The following is a 20931-nucleotide window of genomic DNA, read 5'->3' on the forward strand; positions in this document are numbered from 1 at the left end:
AGTCGGGTATGGAAGTGCTCGAGGCGGCCTCCGCATGGGCCAGGCAATACAGTCAGGCAATACACGGAGGCCGCTGGTGAATCCCCTCATGAACGGGGCTTCTTTTCCTTGCTGAAGGTCTGGGTCAGGCGGTCGAGCAGCATGGCCAGGATGACCACCGCGATGCCCGCTTCGAAACCATCTCCCGGACGCAGGCGCTGGATGGCTTTCCAGACCTCATTCCCCAGGCCATCGGCGCCGATCATGGCCGCGATCACCACCATCGACAGTGCCAGCATGATGGTCTGGTTGATACCGGCCATCACGGTGGGCAGGGAAAGCGGCAGCTGCAGCTTGAAGAGCTTCTGGCTGCGGGTGGCGCCGAAGGCATCGGCGGCTTCGATCAGGTCATTGGGCACCTGACGAATGCCCAGCGTGGTGAAGCGAATCGCCGGCGGCATCGAGAAGATCACGGTGGCGAAGATGGCGGAGACCGAGCCGATGCCGAAGAAGGGAATCGCCGGGATCAGGTAGACGAAGGCCGGCATCGTCTGCATGAAATCCAGCACCGGCATGATGACCTTGTAGAAGCGGTCCGAGAGTGCCGCCAGTATCCCCAGCGGTACCGCGATGACCACGGCGACCAGGGTGGCGATCACCACCAGGGTCAGCGATTCGATCATCGGGTCCCACAGATCCAGGTTCCAGATCAGTCCCAGCCCCAGTACGGAACCGATGGCCAGGCGCGTGCCGGCCAGCCGCCAGCATAGCAGCGTCACCAGGGCGATCAGCGCCCACTCGGGCAGCCACATCAGCGCATCGTTCAGGACGTCGATGCCGGTTTCGGTGAACTTGGAGATGCCGCGCGTGATGCTGGAGTAGTTGGTCGTCAGGTAATCCAGCCCCGTCTCGATCCAGTCACCCAGCTCTATCTTCGGGATGGTAAAACCGGTTGCGTCGCTCATGCGTGTGCCTCCCCTGCTTCCGCCAGTTCCGCGAGTACGGACCCTTTGATCACCACGCCCAACAGGCGGGATTGCTCATCGACCACCGCCAGCGGGTGGTGATGACCGGCAAACATCGCGAACAGGTTGTGCAGCGGTTCTTCCGGCGAGACCTGACAGCAATCGGAATGGATGATGCTCGAGAGATCGGTGAGATTCTCGCGCACGGCACGTTCGGTATCCTCGGCGGTGATGATCCCGAGCACGGTGCGATCACGACGGACCACGAACAGGCTGTCGAGGCCGTTGTCACCCATCTTGCGCAGCGCCGTGCGCGGGCCATCATCATCACGTGCAGTGGCCCGCACATCGGTCATCGCCGAGCGGGCAGTGAGGATGCGCGACATGTCGACGCCTTCGACGAAGCGCGCCACATAATCATTGGCCGGGGAAGTGAGGATGCTTTCGGGGGAGCCGATCTGCACGATCTCGCCATCCTTGAGCAGGATGATGCGGTCGCCGATGGAGAGGGCTTCATCAAGGTCGTGGGTGATGAAGATGGTGGTCTTCTTCATCTTGTGCTGCAGCGCCAGCAATTCCTGCTGCATGTCCTTGCGGATCAGGGGATCAAGCGCCGAGAAGGCCTCATCCATCAACAGCACCGTGGAGTCGTTGGCCAGCGCTCGCGCCAGGCCGACACGTTGTTGCATGCCGCCGGAGAGCTGGCTGGGGTAGGCATCTTCCCAGCCATCAAGGCCGACCTGCTTGAGCGCATCGCGGCCGCGCTGATAACAGACTTCCTTCTCCTCGCCGCGCACCTCAAGCCCGAACTCGGCATTCTGCTGCACGGTGCGGTGCGGGAAGAGCGCGAAATTCTGGAACACCATCGAGAAATGCTTGCGACGACAGCGCAGCAGCGACTTGTCATCCAGCTTGGCGACATCATCGCCGTCGATGAGGATCTCGCCCTCCGTCGGCTCGATCAACCGGTTCAGGCAGCGGATCAGGGTCGATTTTCCGGAACCGGACAACCCCATGATGACCAGCAACTCGCCTTCCATCACATCGAAATCCACGTTGGAAAGCCCCAACGTCTGGCCAGTCTTCTCGAGAATCTCGGGGCGTTTCATGCCCTCATCACGCAATTTGAGCGCCTTGTCGGGCTGATTGCCGAACACCTTGCTCAGATTGCGCACTCGAATCTTCACGTCGCGAGTGTCAGTCATTGGCTTTCCTGTCGTCAGCGGGCAGGAAATATCCACGGATTCTGTCAATTACGCACTCAATCCGGCAGGGAGAATGGCTCGCCCTGCCGCTGACATCGCGCAATCTGGCCGCAAGCATCGCTTGCCGACCTGCTGACAGAATACTGTGTCATCCCCTGCGCCATTATCCATAAAGGATTCTTATATTTGTAATTACAATACAGTTTTATTGATAAGCGCTCAAACACGAACAGGCGTTTATACGACCAAGGTGGTATGCCCTTGACGCTTCTTGCTGATACCTCCCTGAATCACGACATTGCATGGTGTTATTGGTCCATTGCTCTCCATCCCCTGACGCATTGCGTGTTGCCGAGAACCGCCTGGCAAGCCTACGCACGCGCCCTTGAACACCCCCCCGCACACGCCTATCAACAAGCCCAGGCACACGCCTATCAACAGGCCTGATGCACCACGAAGGTGCATCAGGCCTTGGCTTCCAGCCTCAGCCGCTGCCAATCACTGACCGGCTCGTTGAGACGGATGCTGGCATCGATGACCTGCTCCTCCATGTTGTAGCGACAGGTGAAGCCAAGGTGCTTCATCAGGGCGCGCATCGGGTGGTTGTCGATCATGATCTTGCCGACCATCTCCAGCGTGCCCAGCGAGCGGCAATAGCGCAGCATCTTCTCCATCAACAGGCTGCCGATCCCCTCGCCTTGCATGTCATCACGGATGATGACGGAGAATTCGGTGCGAATGTTGTCCGGGTCATTCCATACCCGCACCACCCCCAGCATCTCGCGCTGCGGCGACTCGCCTGGCTGGGCTTCCACTTCACGCTCGGCGATGAAGGCCATCTGGCGGTCGTAATTGATCTGGGCGAGCAACGCGAGATCTCGCTGCGTCAGCGCCGCCTTGTGATGGAAGTAGCGGAAACGAATGCTCTCCTCGGAGAGCCGGGCATGGAAGGCCGTGATCAAGGGCGCATCCTCGCCGCGTATCGGGCGAACCTCGACGTGCATGCCATTGTCCAGCGACACCCATTCACGCAGCTCCTCCGGATACGGCATGATCGCGAAACGGGCCGGTTTGCCGAGATCCAGCGAGAAATCCACTGCCACGGCCTCCTCGCGATTGAGCAACAACGGATTGATTTCCAACCCTCTTATGTCAGGCAAATCCGATGCCAACTGTGAGAGCTTGATCAACAGCGTGCTGACGCGCTCGAAATCGCGCTCCGGGTCCGGCGAGTGCTCGGCGATCAGGCGGGAGGCATGGCTGCGCGAGATCAGCTCACGCGCCAGGGTCATATTGAGGGGCGGCAAGGCGACCTGGCGGTCCGCCAGCACATTGACCTTGTAACCGCCGATACCGAACACGATCACCGGGCCGAATTCGTCATCGCGCGTGATGCCTGCACTCAACTGCAGCGAGTGTTTGCCACGCTGCATCGGCTGCAGGCAGAACTCATGAATGCGTGTGCGCTCGTGGTCACTGCGGCCGCGCTCGGCATCGCCCTCCGCCACCTTCTGGGTGATGCGGCGAATCGCCAGCGCGATATCCTCCGGACCGGAAAGGTCCTGCACCACGCCGGAAGACAGACGCTGTGGGTAGCGGCGATAGCGGAACGGCTGGCTGTTGTGTTCATGCACCACGCGCAGCGCATAGGGGCCCTGGCGAGAAGGCTTGTCGTCATCCGTGGCAGAACGCTGCAACTCGACGATGGCACGCGCGCCTTCGGCGGCGTCGAGCACATAGCGGCTGGGCGCGGTGGCGATGCCGTAGGTATCGAGCACCTGCGCCGCCTCCGAGTGGGTCAACCATTCCCGGCCCGCACGCCGCGCGCTGTGCACCAGATCATGGGCGCGGGCGCGGATCTCGGCGCTGGTCGAGAAGGCCAGGCTTGGCGGCGTCTGCTGCAGCAGTGTCTGCACACGGTGGTAATCGACCATCTGCAGGAAGGCCTTGACGCCCTTCTCCGGTGACAGATAGGTCGGGATGCCGGCCAGATGGCATTCATGGCGGGCCGAAAGTGCCTGCTCGAGCCCCATCCAGCTGGTCAGCAGGTTGCGCCGGAATTGCTTGCGATGTGCCACCAGGGCTTCAGCGGTCGCCCGTGAGGGAGCAAGGCGTGTCGGCGCATGCACGACCAGCACGGCGTCCACGCCACGGTCATTGGCCACGATGTTGACCGCGGCCAGGAAATCTTCCGGCGTGGCATTGCCGCCCAGATCCACCGGATTGCGCCCCGGCAGGCTGACATCCAGCTCGGCCTTGAGCAGCGCCTGGCGGCTCTCCTCGCTCAGCTCGGCCAGCTTGCCGCCACCCGCCATCAGCTTGTCGATGGCCAGCAAGGCCGGGCCCAACCCATTGGAGACGATCGCCAGCCGATCACCGCGCAATGGCTTCATGCGATTCAGCGTCTCCAGCGCATCGAACATGTCTTCGCTGTCATTGACGCGCACCACCCCGGCACGCGCGAGGGCAACATCGACGATCCGGTCGCGGTTGGGCACACCACGTGTGACATGTGTGCCGAACAGGTCGGCATCTGGGGTACGGCCACTCTTGATCGCCAGCACCAGCCGATTGCGGGACGCCTCGCGCAGCGCGGTCATGAAGTGCATCGGGTCGTGAATGCGCTCCAGGTGCAACAACAAGGCCTGCGACGGCCCGTACTGGTTCAGATAGTCGATCAGATCGGGCAGCATCACATCGACGCTGTCGCCCAGGGTCACCAGATGCGAGAAGCCGATGCCGCGCCCCGCCGCCCAGTCGATCATCGCATTGCCCAGCATCCCCGACTGACCGAGATAGGCGACCTTGCCCTTGGCCACTGGCTGCCCGCTGAAGGAGGCGTTCAGGTGACGGTTGGGCACGCAGATGCCCATGCATTCCGGCCCGAGCAGGCGGATCCCACTGCCTCGTGCGGCCTTGAGCAACCGACTGTTGAGGCTTTCCTGATCACGGTGGATACGCGGGACTTCGACACCCGGCTCTCGTGCCTGCGAGGCATCCAGCACGTCGTCCGTGCTGTCGGCGATCCGCGGGTAGCGCTCGGCGCTCGACGCGCCAGGCTCGCCGGCCTCATCCAAAGGCGACGACTCGGTGACGGAGGGATCGGGGCCTGGCTTGCCCGTAGTGGATCTGTGAATGCCCGGCAGGCGCGGGGCAGAGAAGTTCAGCCCGTCGCGGCGTGACAGCATCTCAAGCCCCTTGCCGGTGACGCGGGCCAGCGAGCTGACCGGCGTCGGGGCGACACCTCCCGAAATCAGCAGCGCCGCCTTGACGCCGCGCCGGCCCAGCTTCTCGACCACACGCGGCAATGTATCCGGCGGTGAGCACAGAATGGCCAGGTCCGGCACCTGCTCAAGCTCACTGACTCGCTTGACGCACGCCACGCCATGCACCGTCTCATATCCTTTGGGGTTGACCACCGTCAGGGCGCCCTTGAAGCCCCCTTCAAGCAGATTGCGCAGTACCTGCCCGCCCAGTGAATGCGGCTTTTCCGAGGCGCCGATCACCACGATACTGGCGGGCTCGAAGAAATTGCGCAGAAATCGCGTTCCCATAGGCTTGTCCTGTCAGCGGTTGCGCCTCGTCAGCGCGATATGAGCAGCATGCCGCGAAAGCGCAGGTCTGAACAGCCATCCTCGCGCCCTTCATGCGTGAAACAAGGTAGACCATCGGCGACTGGCTCATGCCATTGACGACTCTTACTGTTACGTCATGGTGCAGACCATTATGACCCGCACACTCACGCAGGCATGCCGATGATCACCTCCTACATATCCCATCGCGACTGCGGTCAGCATTTCATGGGCCCCACCCATCCCGAAAGCCCACTGCGTCTGCAGGCCATCGAGCGTCAGCTGGCGCTGAGCGGCGTGATTCAGCATGTCCAGCAATACAGTGCGCGAGCGGCAACGCTTGAGCAGCTGGCGCGCGTGCACCCCATGCGCCACCTGCAGGCGTTGGAGAAATGTCCGCCCCAGGCCGGGCAGCTGCTGACCATCAACGAAGACACCGTGATGTGTGCCGATAGCCTGGTCGCGGCGCGACTGGCCGCCGGCGCGGTGGTACGTGGGGTCGACCAGGTGATGCGCGATCAGGCCGACAACGTCTTCTGCGCCGTGCGCCCCCCGGGCCACCATGCCGAACGCGCCGATGCGATGGGCTTCTGCTTCTACAACAACGTGGCGGTGGGTGCCCTGCACGCCCGCCAGCATTACGGCATGAAGCGCATCGCGATCCTCGATTTCGATGTGCACCAGGGCAACGGCACCGTCGATATCTTCAAGCATGACCCCGATACGCTGGTGTGCTCCTCCTTTCAGGACGCCATGTACCCGTGGCGCTACCTGGAGAGCCGCTGGGAGCACATCCACAACACGCCCTTGAGCGAAGGCAGCGGCTCACTGGCCTTCCGGCGCGCCATCGAAGCCCAGTGGCTCAAGAAGCTTGATGATTTCAAGCCGGAGCTGATCCTGATCTCGGCGGGCTTTGACGCGCACCGTGAAGACCCGATGGCGGAACTGTGCTTGGAAGATGACGACTATTACTGGGTCACCCTGCTGGCGATGGATGTCGCACGGCGTCACTGCCACGGGCGTATCGTCTCCGTGCTGGAGGGCGGTTATTGCCTGGAGGCGCTGGGGCGCAGCACCGAGGCGCATCTCAAGGCGCTGGCGGGCTTGCCGATGCAGGATGGCCTCGATGCACGTGCCGGCAGCCATCGCCCCGACCAGCTCCCTTCAGAGCAACCCAAGTCAGAGCGGCCCGAGTCAAAGAAACCCGAGCCAGATCAGCTCGATCTCGCGCCTCCCCCCGTGGATGCCCTTCCACCCCGCTCCGCCTCTGGCACACCAGACGGCTCCCAGCCGCCGCTTGCCAAGCCCGCCGAGGATGAGCGTGATCACCCGCTGTTCTAGCGCCTGGCTGCTCTAATGCCCAGCTGTTCTAGCGCTGGGCATCCCCCGCACCGGTGACTTTCCCCTTGGCGAGCACCACACCTCGCGACAGGTTTCCCGCAGCCAGGAAACCTGTCGCTGCATCAAGGGAGTACCAGCGAGCCTTCGGTGTCGCAAACAGCCATGTTGGCTACGTGTCGGGATGATGCGCGCTTGCCATGCTGTGATAAGCTGGCGATAAAGTTTCCGATAGTAAACTTTATCGCCAGCTGACAGCGCTACGACACCCTATGTCGTGCGCCGCCAATATCACGCCCATAGCGAAGCCACTCTCATGAGCACACCGACAGACAAGGACGCCGCCGTCCGGATCGCCTCCGGTCGCAAACCCTTCGTTGAGCCCCTGAAGCTTGGCGAACGCGTGAAGCAGATCCGCCTCTCCCATCATTGGACGCTGGAAGATGTCAGCCAGCGCACGGGGCTGGCACGCTCGACATTGTCCAAGATCGAGAACGAGCAGATATCGCCGACCTTCACGGCGGTCCAGAAGCTGATTCATGGTCTCAACATCGACCTGCCGCAGCTGCTGAGCCCGCCCAAGCGCCAGAGTGGCACTCTCGGGCGTCGCGACCTGACGCGCGTCGGTGATGGCAAGTCACACCCGACACCGACCTATGAGCACGAGCTGCTGTCCTGGCAGCTGGCGCAGAAACGCATGATTCCTTTCAAGACTCGCGTGCGTGCGCGCAGCTTCGACGACTTCCCCGACTGGGTGCGTCACGACGGCGAGGAGTTCCTGATGGTATTGGCGGGCAGCATTCTGCTCTATTCGGAATTCTATGAACCCTTGCCGCTGGGTGATGGCGACAGCATCTATTTCGACTCCGACATGGGTCACGCTCTGGTTTCTACCAGCGAAGAAGATGCCATCGTGCTGTCGGTGTGCACTCGCAATGATTCGGATCCGAGCTGAGCTGATTTGAAGTGAGCCGAGCTGTGTTGAAGCGAGCTGGGCTGTGTTGAAGTGAGACAAGTCACGTAACGCACTGGCAGGAAGCTAAACCGCAAAGATTGCCTTAACGCGAGCGTCACCTGGCCGGTCCATTCAAAATAATGACTTGCTTGACCATGCTCGCCGTCAGCTCGAAATAAAAAAATCGCCCACTAGCCATGCGCTAATGGGCAATTTTTCTGGATATCGCAAAGACACTCATGGCTTGCGCCGAGTCCTGACCGCCAGCATCCACTGGGTGTTCAGTTTATCGAGCGTCTCATTACAGAGCGTCTCGATACCGAGCGTCTCAATCGTGCTGTGCGGCATCGCCGCGCCAGATCAACTGACCGCATTCGCGCAGATCATAGCCGCCGAGGGATTGCGCCAGCTGGATGCCATTCGGTGTGGCAAGATAGTCCAGCAACCCCTGGAAGAGATCGCGGAAGTAGACATTGCGCGGTACCACCAGGTCGAAGGCCTCTTCACAGACCGGCACGAAGCCGAGGCCGAACTCATTGGCCGCCGACAGCGTACCGGGGCCGACATCCACCTCGCCGCGCGCCACCATCGAGGCCACCTCACGCTCGGAATAGGCGATCGCCAGGGTGTTGAGCTGCTCGGCACGCATCTGATGGCCGGACAGCCACTCCTGCAGGAAGCGCTGCGAACCTGCCCCCTCCTGTCGCACCGCCCAACGCCGCTGCGAACCGAACAGGCCGCTGGGATCGATGGACAGATGACGATCATCATTGCGGATGATCAACCCCTGGGTACGACGCGCAAGCCGCACCATCACCCACTGACGATAGCCATCGTGGCCGCGAATCAGCGCCGGATGCCGCAGCGCCGCCTCCTCCGCGCGCCCCCAGTGAATGGCGCAGACATCAGCCCGCCCCTGGCTGAGCAGATCAAGCCCCAGACGCGTGCCGGTGACGCTCATGCCATAGAAGGCGCTACCGGCATGCTGCTGATTGAGACGCATGGAGAGCGCGGCCAGCAGCGGGTCGTCACTGCCGGTGATCATCAGGCGATCCGCCAATACACCATGATGGCTGGACTCGAGAATCCATTGCTCCACCAGGCGCCGCGGAAACAACCACTTGCCGGTCACCTTGGTCGCCGGCATGGTGCCATCACTGGCCAGTTGATAGATCTTCTTCTCGTTGAGATGCAGCAGACGCGCGACTTCCTGCACCGTCAAGAAGGGGTTGTCGTGGGGGACCGGAGCCTGACGGCCGGTGGCCGCATTCAGGGCCTCGCCTGAAGACTCAGCGACAGAGCCACCCGCAGGTGCGCCGAGTTCAGAGGAAAAGCCCTGTAAGGGTATGACGCCCAGCGGCGAAGAAAGACGACTCATCACTGCGCCCCCTTGCCATGTCCGGCTGCGCCGTCTGATGAAGATGGCTTGCCTGACGCGTCATGGCGCGATGACTTGAGAGCGTCGCCGGCACGCAGGGGCGGGATGGCATCCAGCACCAGCCGCCCGGCAGGGTCCACCGCCTGGAAGTGGCGGCCCTTGGCGCGCGCGATCAACAACACGCCAAAGCGTTCCGCCAGCTCCACCCCCTTCTGCGTGACGCCGGAGCGTGAGACCAGCACTGAAATCCCCGCCTGAGCCACCTTCAGCACCATCTCGGAAGTCAGGCGACCGGTGGTATAGAAGATGTTGGCTCCCTGGTAATCACTGCCATCATCACTCAGGGGCGCCAACCAGCTCAGCCCCGCCAGCGTATCGACGGCGTTGTGGCGGCCGACATCCTCGATGAACGCCAATACCTCATCATCCCGACACAGGGCACAACCGTGCACCGCACCGGCCTTGCGATAGGTCGCGTTGTGCGCCGCCAGCGCCTCCAGCAGGCGATACAACAAGGCCTGGCTAAAGGGGCCTGCGTCCAGCGCAGCCAGTGATTGGCGCTCCAGCAGATTGCCGAATACCGTGCCCTGTCCACAGCCGGTGGTCACGGTGCGCTTGCCGAGGCGCTGCTCGATATCCTCAGGCAGATGACGCGTCACCACCGAGGCGCTCTCGACCTCCCAGTCCACCTGCAGCGCTTCGAGGTCCTCAAGCTCACCCAGCAAGCCCTGATTGCGCAGATAGCCGGCCACTAGCGCCTCAGGTTCGGCACCCAGGGTCATCAAGGTGACGATCTCGCGCCGATTGAGATAGATGGTCAGCGAGCGCTCGGCGGCAATGGACTGCTGATGGCGCTCACCGCGCTCATCCATGACTTCGATGTCCAGCGTGGTGGGTAGTGTGGCGCGACTGATCGCTGGCCGTGCAGAGGGCATCATGAACTCGGGTCTCCCTGATCGAGCCGGTTGGAATGGCAATTCTTGCGCTGAATTGCCGTAGAGTACCAGTCCGATGGCAGAGCTGTCCCCGCACTGACTGACGGTGACCCTGATATCGCAGGCGCCGGCATGTATCTTGCACACTAGCACCATCGCAGCAATCTTTTCAGACCCGCTTGCGGGTACAGCAGTGAACAAGGAAGCCATGTCTGAATCCATCCCTCCCCGTAGTGACGATACTCGCTGGTTGAGTGTCACCCTGGCACCCACCACGCAGAAGCTGGGGCGTTTCAGCATCGATACCTGGCGGATTGCCGACCTCTCGCCCTCTGCAACGCCAGAGACGGAATCGCACTTAGCGGAGCCTGCCGCCGCTGATGAAGTAGCGCATCGCCGCATCCTGCCGCTGCAGCTTCACCTCACCGAGCGCACCGATTACCGCTACAACCTGCGCTGCGAGCAGCCGCGTCTGTTCGTCCAATGCGATGAGCGTGAAGCCGACGGCATGCAGCCCCGCGTGGTGACGGCCTGTCAGGAGGTAGCATCGCATTGGATGGATGGCGACCAGCTGGTGCTGGATGTGCCGATGCCCCCGGCCTTGATGGTGTGGCTGGAAGCCTACCTCGCGCGTCACGGCGAACGACTCGACGAAGGCAAGAAGAAGAAACGCAAGGGCGCCGGGCGCGCCAGTCAGGCAGAGCAGCACGCCGTGACGCCCAACAAGACTCATCAGCCCGGTGATGGTACGGAAAGCACGTCATGAGCCAGCACGACGACAACGCAAGCCCTGCCCATGAAGGCCTGTTCTCGCGCTGGTCACGCCGCAAGCAAGGCGACAGCCGCCGTGAAGACCAAGTGGTACAGCCGGACAGCGCCGAGGTGAGTAAAGGCGACAGCCTTCCGCCGTCACAGGCGGGAGTCGCCTCTGACAACAGCGTTGCCCCCCCTGCAGCGCGCGTCTCGCAGCACGAAGCCCTGGGCGGCGATAGCCCCTCCACGGCAGCACAACCGGCAGCCGCCGAGAGCGATCAGCAGGCATCGGACGCTGACAGCGCAGAAATGCCCGTCATCGAGCTGCCAGACCCCGACACCCTGACCCCAGACGCCGACATCAGCGCCTTCATGCAGAACGGCGTGGACCCGGCGCTACGCCAGCGTGCGCTGCGGCGCATCTTCATGGGTGGCGAGCACTCGGTGCGCGATGGGCTGGATGACTACGACCAGGACTTCTCCCAGATGCGCCCGCTCGCCGATGGTGTCGCCGACACGCTGCGCAGCTGGACTCGCAAGGTCGAAGAAGGCCTGGGAAAGCTCGATGAGGCAAGCGAGACACCCACGGCGGATACGACGCTGGAGACAGACGACCAGATCGCTGAGCAGGCGCCTGACGGTGAGGCGCCAGTGGGCGAGACACACGCGACGCCCAGCGACGAGATAGTCGAGTCGCCTGCCCCGCAAGCGATACCAGCAGAAGACTCGCGCGAGCCTGCTCCCGCGTCAGATGATGACCGCGGCGTCCGCCACAAGCCGTGACCCGGGGCTGGCCCCACAGACGCCTCCAGCGCCAGGGCGTCAGGATGACGCGCCGCACAATCAACATGCGTCATTATGACCCACGAGTAAGCCGAATACGTCTGACCGAGGTCATCCTGATGCCTCATGAGTCACCCTGACGCGCCCCATCAAGGCGCACTGACTGCAACGCACATGCAAGATTCAGCATGACATGCCAACCCTTGAAGATGATGACTGGCGTCAACCGCCTGCGCTGATGAGTGCCTGCGCGACCTGACCGCGCCCCTCTTCTCGCCGGGCGTGAAAACGGCAATGTCATCAACAGCATGCAAAGATGGTTGGCCTGTCATGAATCCCCCACTGAACGACTGTCGATCGCCGACCCGGCTCTGACCGCGAAAGACCGCGAGAGACCGCGAGAATCAGCGACGACCGGGACCTGCATCATCCGCCTGCCACCTGACGGCAGCTTGCATGCAAGGTCCGCCACGACCGAATAAGGATGAGGATGCTCAGCTCAAGCCTCGAGAGCGCTCAACGCGCCCTCAATCAACAAGCACGCCAACGCGCTCTGTCATCCGCCATGGGTGGTTCGCCTGCCTCAAGTCTGCCGCTGTTGGCGACGGATGCCGGTAGCGCGCCCATCCGCTATCACAGTCAGGGACGCACCGTGATCATCGGCAGCGAAGCGCGAGTGCGAGCACTCGCGAGTCTGCTGACCCGCCTGCCGGCCACCGCTCAGCTGCCGGTGGCACTCTTGATCAGTGAGCAGGACAACAGTGCGCTGGTGACGATGGATGAACAGCATCTCGCCGCCAGTGAGTCGCTGCCTGCGCACAGTGCTCCGCGTGACATGCTCGCGCTGAGCGGTCACCTCGGCCAGTTCAGCCTTGCCAGTGATGGCGTCAATCTGGCCGCCGCACTGGTGCCGGCAGGTGCCGGCAGCGCGACCCATTTCGACCTGATCGCCGATCTGTCCAGCCAGCCGCTCAACCAGGCGGAACTGCCACCGCCCGGCTATCTTCAAGCCGGCGCGGACGTCATCGCCGAGCTGGATCAGCTGGTCGCCGATGCCGAAGCCTCTCAGGAATCACTGTCACAGCTGACCGCCTGGGCCATGCAGTTCGCGGGCCTGATCGGCAATTTCGACAAACCGAATTACGTGACCGTCAATCTCGATACCTGCGCGCACTCCAGTGCCGGCAATATCGGCTGTACGCGTTGCCTGTCGTCGTGCAGCGCCGATGCCATCTTCTCGGTGGCCGGTCGTCGCAATGCGCATATCGAGATCGACCCTTACCTGTGCCACGGCGCGGCCAGCTGCGTCAGCGCCTGCCCGACCGGCGCGCTGAGCTTCACCCAGCCCCCGGCCGAGCAGCGCATGGAGCAGATCCAGCGCCTGCTGGAGCGCTATCAGGATGGCGGTGGCCTCTACCCGCTGCTGCGCTATCGCCTGGAGCAATCCCCTGCCTCGCAGACTGCCCTGGCGAGTGTCGACCAGGAGCGCTGCCTCGATATCACCCTCGAGGAAATCTCCGCCACCGGGCACGACGAGTGGCTGGCCGCTCTCGCACTCGGCGCGACGCAGGTCATCGTCGAACTGCCCCACGACCTGCCCGCAGGCCAGCACCAGCAGCTCGATAGCGAACGTCGCCTGGCACTGACCCTGCTCGACAGCATGGGGCTTGCCAATGCGGACAGTGGCGAGCCGCGCATTCGCTTCGTCTCTTTGCCATCCGCTCTGCCACAAATGGATAGCTACGAGGCTGACCCCCTGCCCCTGATCACGCCGCTGTGTGTCGCTCTGGCCCCGGGCGCTGACAGCGAAGAAGAGCAGCAGCCCAGCCAGCCGATCGCTCGTGACTGGCTGCTGGGACAGCCGCAGGCACGCCCCGGCAAGCGCGAACGTCTCAATCGGGTGCTCGATCACCTGGCGACCCTGTCGGTCGCGGACCTGGCGCAGGACAGCGTCACCGTGCCGACAGGCGCGCCCTTCGGCGTGGTGAACGTCGACAGCGACAACTGCACGCTGTGTCAGGGATGTGTCGCCGTCTGCCCGACCAGCGCCCTCTCGGCCAATCGCACGTCGCCTGCACTATCCTTCACTCAAGGTGACTGCGTGCAGTGTGGTCTGTGCGAGCAGGCATGCCCGGAGCAGGTCATCACCCTGACACCAGGCTTTGCTCCGCAGCCCGACGTGCGCCGCGAACCACAGCTGATCAAGCAGGATGTGCCCTTCCCCTGCATCAGCTGTGGCACGCCGTTCGGCTCCACCGCCACCATCACGGCGATGCAGACCAAACTGGCCTCGCATGCCTACTTCCAGGGCGATGGCGCACTGCGCCTGAAGATGTGCAGCGACTGCCGCGTCAAGGACATCTGGCACGAAATGGCACGTAATCCCGATGCCCAACTCAAGGTTTGAGCCAATGACATCACCCACGTCGACACCCGACGACTTTGCAGCAGGTGGGACTGACGATCGTGCACCTGACACCACTGCGGCCGACTCTCTGATAAGCCATAGTGAAGAACAGCAGGCATTGCGCGCCGACCTCTACCGGCTGCTGGCGCGGCTGTTGCGCGCGGCGCCGGATGCGGAGCTGATCGACTTTCTGGCCGAACTCGACCATGACGCCATCAGCCTGCCCGGGGCCGCCGAGCAACAATTGCCGCGCGCGCTGGCCTCGCTGTCATTGGCCGCCCGCGTCAGCGACGCGCGCCGGCTGGAAGACGACTTCTTCCAGAGCCTGGTAGGCGTGGTGCAGGGCGAGGTAGTGCCCTACGCCAGCTGGTACCTCACCGGCTCGCTGATGGAGATGCCGCTGGTCGCCCTGCGCCAGGATCTCAAACGCCTCGGCTTCGAACGCCAGAGCGACGTGCATGAGCCCGAGGATCATCTCGGCGCACTGTGCGAGGTGATGGCCATGCTGATCGATGAGGTGCCCGGCGAGCAGGTCAATTTCTTCCGCCGCCATGTGGCCAGCTGGGGCGAGCGCTGCTGCGCCGACCTCGCGGGACGCGAGAGCCCCTTCTATGCCGCCGTCGGCTACCTGGGGCAGGCCTTCCTGCGGGCAGAGCGCCTGAACCTCGGTGACTCGATCCCGCTGCATGCGGCAACCGAAAACAACTCTGGCGAGCAGGTGACGGCCGAGGCCGTCCAGCTCGTCACGCCAGCCAGTGTGGCGCCCGACGCAAGACACTGATGTCACGCATGACGTGAAGCAACATTCGAGACTGCAACGCTATCCATCTCGCATCACCCAGCAGCATTGCCGACAGGAGATCAGCATGAAGACTGATGACGCAAAAGACAGCCATAACCAGGCGCGCCAGGGGCGCCGCAAATTCCTGCGCGTACTGGGCGCCAGCACCGTAGGGGTTGCCGCAGCAGGGTCATTGGCCGGTGCCGTGATTCCGGACCAGGCCGCGCCAGAGGCACCCGTCAAGGACAAGGGCACGGACAACTATCGCGAGAGTGATCACGTCAAGGCCTTCTACGCCACGCTGCGTGACTGAATGCAAGACAGACAGTGCCCCGAGCCTGCGCCATGCGCGCGGCCAGCGGCCTGAACAACGGGCAGCGCGGAGAGGTTTCCGCCCGCCATCGACAGTGACGAGTCGGCACGGATCAGGACTGCCCCTGATCTGAAAGACCGCCGCTCCCGACATTGCCCCCTGACCCGCTCACGCGGCCCGGGCAATGATTCGGGTGACGAGGAGAGATGATGTCATGCGACTGACCCCCACCCCCTCTGCCAAAGAGACCTCAGGACTCGGCATCAACCGCCGCCAGTTCCTGAAACGCAGCGGTGTCGCCACCGGCGGCCTTGCCGCCGCGAGCTTCATGGCCACCCCAATGATGAAACGCGCCGAAGCCAAGACCGAAGTGTCTGACGCGCCGGTCGAGACGAAGCGCACCATCTGCTCACACTGCTCCGTGGGCTGCGGCGTCTATGCCGAGGTCCAGGAAGGTGTCTGGACCAAGCAGGAACCCGCCTTCGATCACCCTTTCAACCGTGGCGCACACTGCGCCAAGGGCGCATCGCTGCGTGAGCATGGTCACTCTGACCGTCGCCTCAAGTACCCGATGAAGCTCGAAGGTGGCAAGTGGAAGAAGCTCTCCTGGGAGCAGGCCATCGAGGAAGTCGGCGACAAGGTGCTCGAGCTCACCAAGGAGCATGGCCCCGATAGCATCTACTGGCTGGGTTCGGCCAAGTTCAGCAATGAACAGGCCTACCTGATGCGCAAGTTCGCGGCCCTGTTCGGCACCAACAACGTCGATCACCAGGCGCGTATCTGCCACTCCACCACGGTGGCCGGTGTCGCGAACACCTGGGGCTACGGGGCGATGACCAACTCCTTCAACGACATGCACAACTGTCGTTCGATCCTGTTCATCGGTTCCAACCCGTCCGAAGCGCACCCGGTGGCCATGCAGCACATCCTGCTGGCCAAGGAGCGCTCCAACGCCGAGATCATCGTCGTCGACCCGCGCTTCACGCGGACCGCCGCCAAGGCCAACAAGTACGTGCGCCTGCGTCCGGGCACCGATGTCGCCTACATCTGGGGCCTGCTGTGGCACATCTTCGAGAACGGCTGGGAAGATGAGGCCTACATCCAGCAGCGTGTCTACGGCATGGATGAAGTGCGTGCCGAAGTCGCCAAGTTCCCGCCGGCGGAAGTCGAGCGCATCACCGGCGTCAACGAGGCCGACATGCTCGACGTCGCGCGCCGCCTGTCCCAGAACCGTCCGGGCAGCGTCGTGTGGTGCATGGGCGGTACCCAGCACACCACCGGCAACAACAACACCCGCGCCTACTGCATCCTGGAGCTGGCGCTGGGCAACATCGGCAAGTCCGGTGGCGGCGCCAACATCTTCCGTGGCCACGACAACGTCCAGGGCGCCACGGATCTGGGCCTGATGTCCCACTCCCTGCCGGGCTATTACGGCCTCTCCGAAGGCGCGTGGAAGCACTGGTCCAAGGTCTGGAACGTCGACTTCGAGTGGATCCAGAACCGCTACGACCAGACCGAATATCACGACGGCAAGCCGATGCACACCAACGGCATCACCGTCTCGCGCTGGGTCGATGGCGTGCTCGAGAACCCGGACCGCATCTCCCAGCGCACCGCGCTCAAGGCGATGTTCTACTGGGGGCATGCCGTCAACTCCCAGACCCGCGGGCCGGAGATGAAGAAGGCGATGGCCAAGCTGGACATGATGGTGGTGGTCGACCCCTACCCGACCATCGCCGCCGTCATGCACGACCGTACCGACGGCGTCTACCTGCTGCCGGCCGCGACCCAGTTCGAGACCACCGGCAGCGTGACCAACTCCAGCCGCTCCCTGCAGTGGCGCGATCAGGTCATCGAGCCGATGTTCGAGTCCAAGCCTGACCACGAGATCATGTACCTGCTGTCTCGCAAGCTGGGCTTCGCCGACGAGCTGTTCCGCAACATCAAGGTCGAGGGCAGCGTGCCTGTCGTCGAGGACATCACGCGCGAGTTCAATGCCGGCATGTGGACGGTGGGTTATACCGCCCAGAGCCCTGAGCGCCTGAAGGCTCACCAGCAGAACTGGCACACCTTCGACTTCGAGACGCTCAAGGCCCGTGGCGGCCCGGCCAACGGCGACTTCTACGGTCTGCCGTGGCCGTGCTGGGGCACGCCGGAGATGGGTCACCCGGGCTCGCCCATCCTGTATGACACCTCCAAGACGGTGGCCGAGGGTGGCGGCAACTTCCGCGCGCGTTATGGCGTGGAGCACAACGGCACCAACATCCTCGCGGAAGGCTCCTGGTCCAAGGGCGCCGAGATCGAGGATGGCTATCCGGAATTCACCGACAAGCTGCTCAAGCAGCTGGGCTGGTGGGATGACCTGACGGCCGAGGAAAAGCAGGCGGCGGAAGGCAAGAACTGGAAGACCGATCTCTCCGGCGGCATCCAGCGCGTGTGTATCAAGCATGGCTGCATGCCGTATGGCAACGCCAAGGCGCGTGCCCTGGTGTGGACCTTCCCGGACCCGATCCCCAAGCACCGCGAGCCGCTCTACACCGCGCGTCGCGATCTGGTGAAGGACTACCCGACCTGGCCGGATTCCGAGTCCATCTATCGCCTGCCGACGCTCTACGCCTCCATCCAGGAGAAGGACGTCAGCGCCAAGTACCCGATCACCCTGACCTCGGGCCGCCTGGTGGAATACGAAGGGGGTGGCGAAGAGACACGCTCCATTCCGTGGCTGGCCGAGCTGCAGCAGGAGATGTTCGTCGAGATCAATCCGGCCCTGGCCAATGATCAGGGCATCAAGGACGGCGACATGGTGTGGGTCGAGGGCGCCGAGGGCGGCCGCGTCAAGGTGATGGCGATGGTCACCGAGCGTGTCGGCCCGGATGTCGTCTTCATGCCCTTCCACTTCGGTGGGCATTACGAGGGCGAATCCCTCGAGTCCCGCTATCCGGAAGGTACCGTGCCCTATGTGCTCGGTGAATCGGCCAATACCGCGACCACCTACGGCTACGACCCCGTGACCCTGATGCAGGAAACCAAGGTCACCTTGTGCCGCGTCAGCCTCGCCTGACTCGAGTGACGGCCGCGTCCCGATGACGCGGCCCGGACGCAGCGCAAGACACGATCGGACGTATCCGTTACCAGAATCATCCGGCCTGTTGACCGAGGAACCCGGCGACAGGCCGTGAAGGAGAAGCACCATGGCCCAGATGAAATTTTTGTGTGATGCAGAGCGCTGCATCGAGTGCAATGGCTGCGTGACAGCCTGCAAGAACGCCAACGAGACCGAATGGGGCGTTCAGCGTCGCCGCGTGGTGACCCTGGACGACGGCAAGCCGAGTGAAGTCTCCATCTCGGTGGCATGCATGCATTGCGATGACGCGCCGTGCATGGCGGTCTGCCCCACCGACTGCTTCTACAAGACCGATGACGGTATCGTCCTGCACGACAAGGACATCTGCATCGGCTGCGGCTACTGCCTGTACGCCTGCCCGTTCGGCGCCCCGCAGTTCCCGCAGCAAGGCGCCTTCGGCGAGCGCGGCAAGATGGACAAGTGCACCTTCTGTGCCGGCGGCCCGGCCGAGAGCCCGGAAGAAGAGTTCGAGAAGTACGGCGCCAACCGCATCAGCGAAGGCAAGCTGCCGCTGTGCGCCGAGATGTGCTCCACCAAGGCCCTGCTGGCCGGCGATGCCGAGACCGTCTCCGACATCTTCCGTCAGCGTGTGGTCTACCGTGGCCATGAAGACGGCGCCTGGTCGCCGGTCGACAAGGCTAGCCACCCGGAGACATCTGCCAACCTGACCACCAGCAGCGTTCAGCAGGCGGACCACCTGGCCTACGACGCAGCCCGCAAGGGGTAAGGAGGCGACATGCGCGCGCACTTTACAGCTTCACGGTTGACCGTGGTCGCCATGTTCCTGTGCCTGATGCTGGCCAGTCTCTGGCTAGCTCCTCAGGCACTGGCCGCGAACCCTGACGGCGAGATCGGTCAGGCGGTCGGCACGGTGGACGCCGATACCTGGCGGCAGGTCAAGAATGGGGGCAACTCCATCGACAGCCGTCATGACTCCAACTACAGCCTGATCAACCAGAGCGGCGAGACCTGGCGCCAGATCCGCAATCGCTGGATCTCACCGGGTGGCCTGATCGCACTGGGTGGCATGCTGGCCGTGCTGGTGATCTTCTACCTGCTGGTGGGACGCAACAATCTGGACCATCCACGCAGCGGCAAGCTGATGCTGCGCTGGACGGCGCTGGAGCGTGCCATGCACTGGACGCTGGCGACGCTGTTCCTAACGCTGGCCATCACCGGCATCAATCTGCTGTGGGGCAAGTTCGTGTTCCGCAATGTGTTCGGGGATGTGTTCTGGGCCAACATGATCATGGCAACCAAGGTGATCCACAACTATGTGGGCCCCCTGTTCTCGATCATGCTGATCCTGGTACTGGCCAAGTGGCTGAAGCTCAATCTTCCCAAAAAGCATGACCTTGACTGGTTCCGTCAGGGTGGCGGCATGATGAAGGGCAAGCATCCGGACGCCGGCTTCGCCAATGGCGGGGAAAAGGCCTGGTACTGGATTCTGGCGACGGTCGGCCTGGTAGTGATTGCCAGCGGGCTGGTGCTGGACTTCCCGATCTTCGGCCAGACGCGTGACAACATGCAGTGGGCCAATGTCTTCCACGGCATCGCCTCGCTGATGTTGATCGCGGTGTCCTTCGGCCACATCTATATCGGCACCGCCGGTACCGAGGGTGCCTTCGAGGGCATGAAGACCGGCTATGTCGATGAGACCTGGGCCAAGCAGCACCACAATCTGTGGTACGACGAGGTCAAGCAGGCCGAAGCGGCAGACCCGGCAGCAGACCCCGCCACGGCGCCTGACGATAGCCTGGCACGTCAGCAACGTCCGAATTAGCGCGGCGTCAGACATCCGCTGGATGAGTGAAGATACGCCCGGTCAGGTTCGCCTGCCGGGCGTTTTCGCTTGCCAGCGCCTGCTCTCTCGCTTGCCCGCGCACACTCTTTCGCGACTCTGCCACCCACTGGCACTCCATCTGCCAACCCGTCTGCCAACACGTCTGTCAAATCACAGACCAAACCACAGGCGTGCAGCGCTGGTTCACAGCTCTGCATTAGTTGCGTAAAGTTTCAGATATCCCGCCTGGGCCCACCAGGCACCCCGACAGCATGAAGGCAGGCGCTTAGCTGCGCCTTCTCAGGAGAATTCGATGAGCGACCCGACCCCTCAAGCCGTACAGGACCTGAGCCAACTGGACGAACAGACCCGCACCGAACTGGAAGCGGCCGCGTTCCGTCGTCTGCTCAAGCATCTGGATGACAACAAGGATGTCCAGAACATCGATCTGATGATCCTCGCCGACTTCTGCCGCAACTGCCTGTCCAAGTGGCTGATGGCCGCTGGCGAGGAGCGTGGCGTGAGTTTCGATTACGACGCGGCGCGCGAGCATGTCTACGGCATGCCCTATTCCGAGTGGAAGACACATCACCAGGCGAAAGCGACCCCTGAGCAGCTGGCAGCGCTCGAGGCACGTCAACAAGGCAAGAAGGACTGATC

Annotated in this window: 15 protein-coding genes and 1 pseudogene; 11 read left to right on the forward strand and 5 right to left on the reverse strand. The window is 63.0% G+C overall.

Annotated elements, in window-relative coordinates; translation table 11 throughout:
- Positions 1–86 precede the first annotated feature (86 nt).
- From MSG32_RS05585 to MSG32_RS05595, 3 genes are all read right to left on the reverse strand, one after another.
- On the reverse strand, positions 87–944 hold the full coding sequence (locus MSG32_RS05585) for a proline/glycine betaine ABC transporter permease (protein ID WP_043333557.1): 858 nt from the start codon (positions 942–944) through the stop codon (positions 87–89).
- Positions 941–2149, reverse strand: a complete 1209-nt coding sequence (locus MSG32_RS05590) for a glycine betaine/L-proline ABC transporter ATP-binding protein (RefSeq protein ID WP_043333554.1) — start codon at positions 2147–2149, stop codon at positions 941–943. The genes MSG32_RS05585 and MSG32_RS05590 overlap by 4 nt, the downstream gene beginning before the upstream one ends.
- A 464-nt stretch (positions 2150–2613) precedes the next feature.
- Positions 2614–5703 carry a bifunctional acetate--CoA ligase family protein/GNAT family N-acetyltransferase gene (locus MSG32_RS05595; RefSeq protein WP_248378362.1) on the reverse strand — a complete coding sequence of 1030 codons (3090 nt, stop codon included), beginning with the start codon at positions 5701–5703 and terminating at the stop codon, positions 2614–2616.
- 201 nt (positions 5704–5904) lie between these two features.
- Here MSG32_RS05595 and MSG32_RS05600 point away from each other — a divergent pair.
- Positions 5905–6831, forward strand: a pseudogene (locus MSG32_RS05600) (histone deacetylase family protein); the annotation flags it as partial.
- A gap of 544 nt (positions 6832–7375) precedes the next feature.
- The gene (locus MSG32_RS05605) at positions 7376–8014 is read left to right on the forward strand and encodes an XRE family transcriptional regulator (protein WP_043333550.1); all 639 of its coding nucleotides are present in this window, start codon (positions 7376–7378) and stop codon (positions 8012–8014) included.
- Positions 8015–8342: 328 nt separating this feature from the next.
- Here MSG32_RS05605 and MSG32_RS05610 read toward each other — a convergent pair whose 3' ends face one another.
- Positions 8343–9392: a helix-turn-helix transcriptional regulator gene (locus MSG32_RS05610; protein ID WP_248378364.1), complete on the reverse strand. Its 1050-nt coding sequence runs from the start codon at positions 9390–9392 to the stop codon at positions 8343–8345.
- Positions 9392–10327, reverse strand: a complete 936-nt coding sequence (locus tag MSG32_RS05615) for a formate dehydrogenase accessory sulfurtransferase FdhD (RefSeq protein ID WP_248378451.1) — start codon at positions 10325–10327, stop codon at positions 9392–9394. The genes MSG32_RS05610 and MSG32_RS05615 overlap by 1 nt, the downstream gene beginning before the upstream one ends.
- A 208-nt stretch (positions 10328–10535) precedes the next feature.
- Here MSG32_RS05615 and MSG32_RS05620 point away from each other — a divergent pair, with 208 nt between their 5' ends.
- The 9 genes from MSG32_RS05620 to MSG32_RS05660 all read left to right on the forward strand — a co-directional run bounded on the left by MSG32_RS05620 (position 10536) and on the right by MSG32_RS05660 (position 20929).
- Positions 10536–11093: a DUF3305 domain-containing protein gene (locus MSG32_RS05620; RefSeq protein ID WP_248378366.1), complete on the forward strand. Its 558-nt coding sequence runs from the start codon at positions 10536–10538 to the stop codon at positions 11091–11093.
- Entirely contained in the window at positions 11090–11863 is a 774-nt protein-coding gene (locus tag MSG32_RS05625) for a DUF3306 domain-containing protein (RefSeq protein ID WP_248378368.1), read from the forward strand. Before MSG32_RS05620 ends, MSG32_RS05625 begins: the two co-directional genes overlap by 4 nt.
- 490 nt (positions 11864–12353) lie before the next feature.
- Positions 12354–14270 carry a 4Fe-4S dicluster domain-containing protein gene (locus MSG32_RS05630; RefSeq protein ID WP_248378370.1) on the forward strand — a complete coding sequence of 639 codons (1917 nt, stop codon included), beginning with the start codon at positions 12354–12356 and terminating at the stop codon, positions 14268–14270.
- 4 nt (positions 14271–14274) lie between these two features.
- Complete coding sequence (locus tag MSG32_RS05635) at positions 14275–15051, forward strand: molecular chaperone TorD family protein (protein ID WP_248378372.1); 777 nt, start codon at positions 14275–14277, stop codon at positions 15049–15051.
- A gap of 85 nt (positions 15052–15136) precedes the next feature.
- Positions 15137–15364 carry a twin-arginine translocation pathway signal gene (locus MSG32_RS05640; RefSeq protein WP_107334842.1) on the forward strand — a complete coding sequence of 76 codons (228 nt, stop codon included), beginning with the start codon at positions 15137–15139 and terminating at the stop codon, positions 15362–15364.
- 214 nt (positions 15365–15578) lie between these two features.
- A complete protein-coding gene (locus MSG32_RS05645; RefSeq protein ID WP_248378374.1) occupies positions 15579–18425 on the forward strand; it encodes a molybdopterin-dependent oxidoreductase in 2847 nt (948 codons plus the stop codon).
- A 130-nt stretch (positions 18426–18555) separates the two neighbouring features.
- Positions 18556–19215 carry a formate dehydrogenase FDH3 subunit beta gene (gene fdh3B, locus MSG32_RS05650; RefSeq protein ID WP_043333544.1) on the forward strand — a complete coding sequence of 220 codons (660 nt, stop codon included), beginning with the start codon at positions 18556–18558 and terminating at the stop codon, positions 19213–19215.
- A gap of 51 nt (positions 19216–19266) precedes the next feature.
- A complete protein-coding gene (locus MSG32_RS05655) occupies positions 19267–20271 on the forward strand; it encodes a formate dehydrogenase subunit gamma (protein WP_225348130.1) in 1005 nt (334 codons plus the stop codon).
- Positions 20272–20584: 313 nt separating this feature from the next.
- Entirely contained in the window at positions 20585–20929 is a 345-nt protein-coding gene (locus tag MSG32_RS05660) for a DUF1244 domain-containing protein (protein WP_054556717.1), read from the forward strand.
- Positions 20930–20931: the final 2 nt, after the last annotated feature.

This window comes from Cobetia sp. 1CM21F (assembly GCF_023161745.1).
Taxonomy (GTDB): Bacteria; Pseudomonadota; Gammaproteobacteria; order Pseudomonadales; family Halomonadaceae; genus Cobetia; species Cobetia amphilecti.

Bases quoted from the DNA above. Each gene is read 5' to 3' on its own strand.
- MSG32_RS05590 (WP_043333554.1), bottom strand. From the start codon at position 2,149: ATGACTGACACTCGCGACGTGAAGATTCGAGTGCGCAATCTGAGCAAG.
- MSG32_RS05655 (WP_225348130.1), top strand. From the start codon at position 19,267: ATGTTCCTGTGCCTGATGCTGGCCAGTCTCTGGCTAGCTCCTCAGGCA.
- MSG32_RS05645 (WP_248378374.1), top strand. From the start codon at position 15,579: ATGCGACTGACCCCCACCCCCTCTGCCAAAGAGACCTCAGGACTCGGC.
- MSG32_RS05605 (WP_043333550.1), top strand. From the start codon at position 7,376: ATGAGCACACCGACAGACAAGGACGCCGCCGTCCGGATCGCCTCCGGT.
- MSG32_RS05585 (WP_043333557.1), bottom strand. From the start codon at position 944: ATGAGCGACGCAACCGGTTTTACCATCCCGAAGATAGAGCTGGGTGAC.
- MSG32_RS05625 (WP_248378368.1), top strand. From the start codon at position 11,090: ATGAGCCAGCACGACGACAACGCAAGCCCTGCCCATGAAGGCCTGTTC.
- MSG32_RS05635 (WP_248378372.1), top strand. From the start codon at position 14,275: ATGACATCACCCACGTCGACACCCGACGACTTTGCAGCAGGTGGGACT.
- fdh3B (WP_043333544.1), top strand. From the start codon at position 18,556: ATGGCCCAGATGAAATTTTTGTGTGATGCAGAGCGCTGCATCGAGTGC.
- MSG32_RS05620 (WP_248378366.1), top strand. From the start codon at position 10,536: ATGTCTGAATCCATCCCTCCCCGTAGTGACGATACTCGCTGGTTGAGT.
- MSG32_RS05595 (WP_248378362.1), bottom strand. From the start codon at position 5,703: ATGGGAACGCGATTTCTGCGCAATTTCTTCGAGCCCGCCAGTATCGTG.
- MSG32_RS05630 (WP_248378370.1), top strand. From the start codon at position 12,354: ATGCTCAGCTCAAGCCTCGAGAGCGCTCAACGCGCCCTCAATCAACAA.
- MSG32_RS05610 (WP_248378364.1), bottom strand. From the start codon at position 9,392: ATGAGTCGTCTTTCTTCGCCGCTGGGCGTCATACCCTTACAGGGCTTT.
- MSG32_RS05615 (WP_248378451.1), bottom strand. From the start codon at position 10,327: ATGCCCTCTGCACGGCCAGCGATCAGTCGCGCCACACTACCCACCACG.
- MSG32_RS05660 (WP_054556717.1), top strand. From the start codon at position 20,585: ATGAGCGACCCGACCCCTCAAGCCGTACAGGACCTGAGCCAACTGGAC.
- MSG32_RS05640 (WP_107334842.1), top strand. From the start codon at position 15,137: ATGAAGACTGATGACGCAAAAGACAGCCATAACCAGGCGCGCCAGGGG.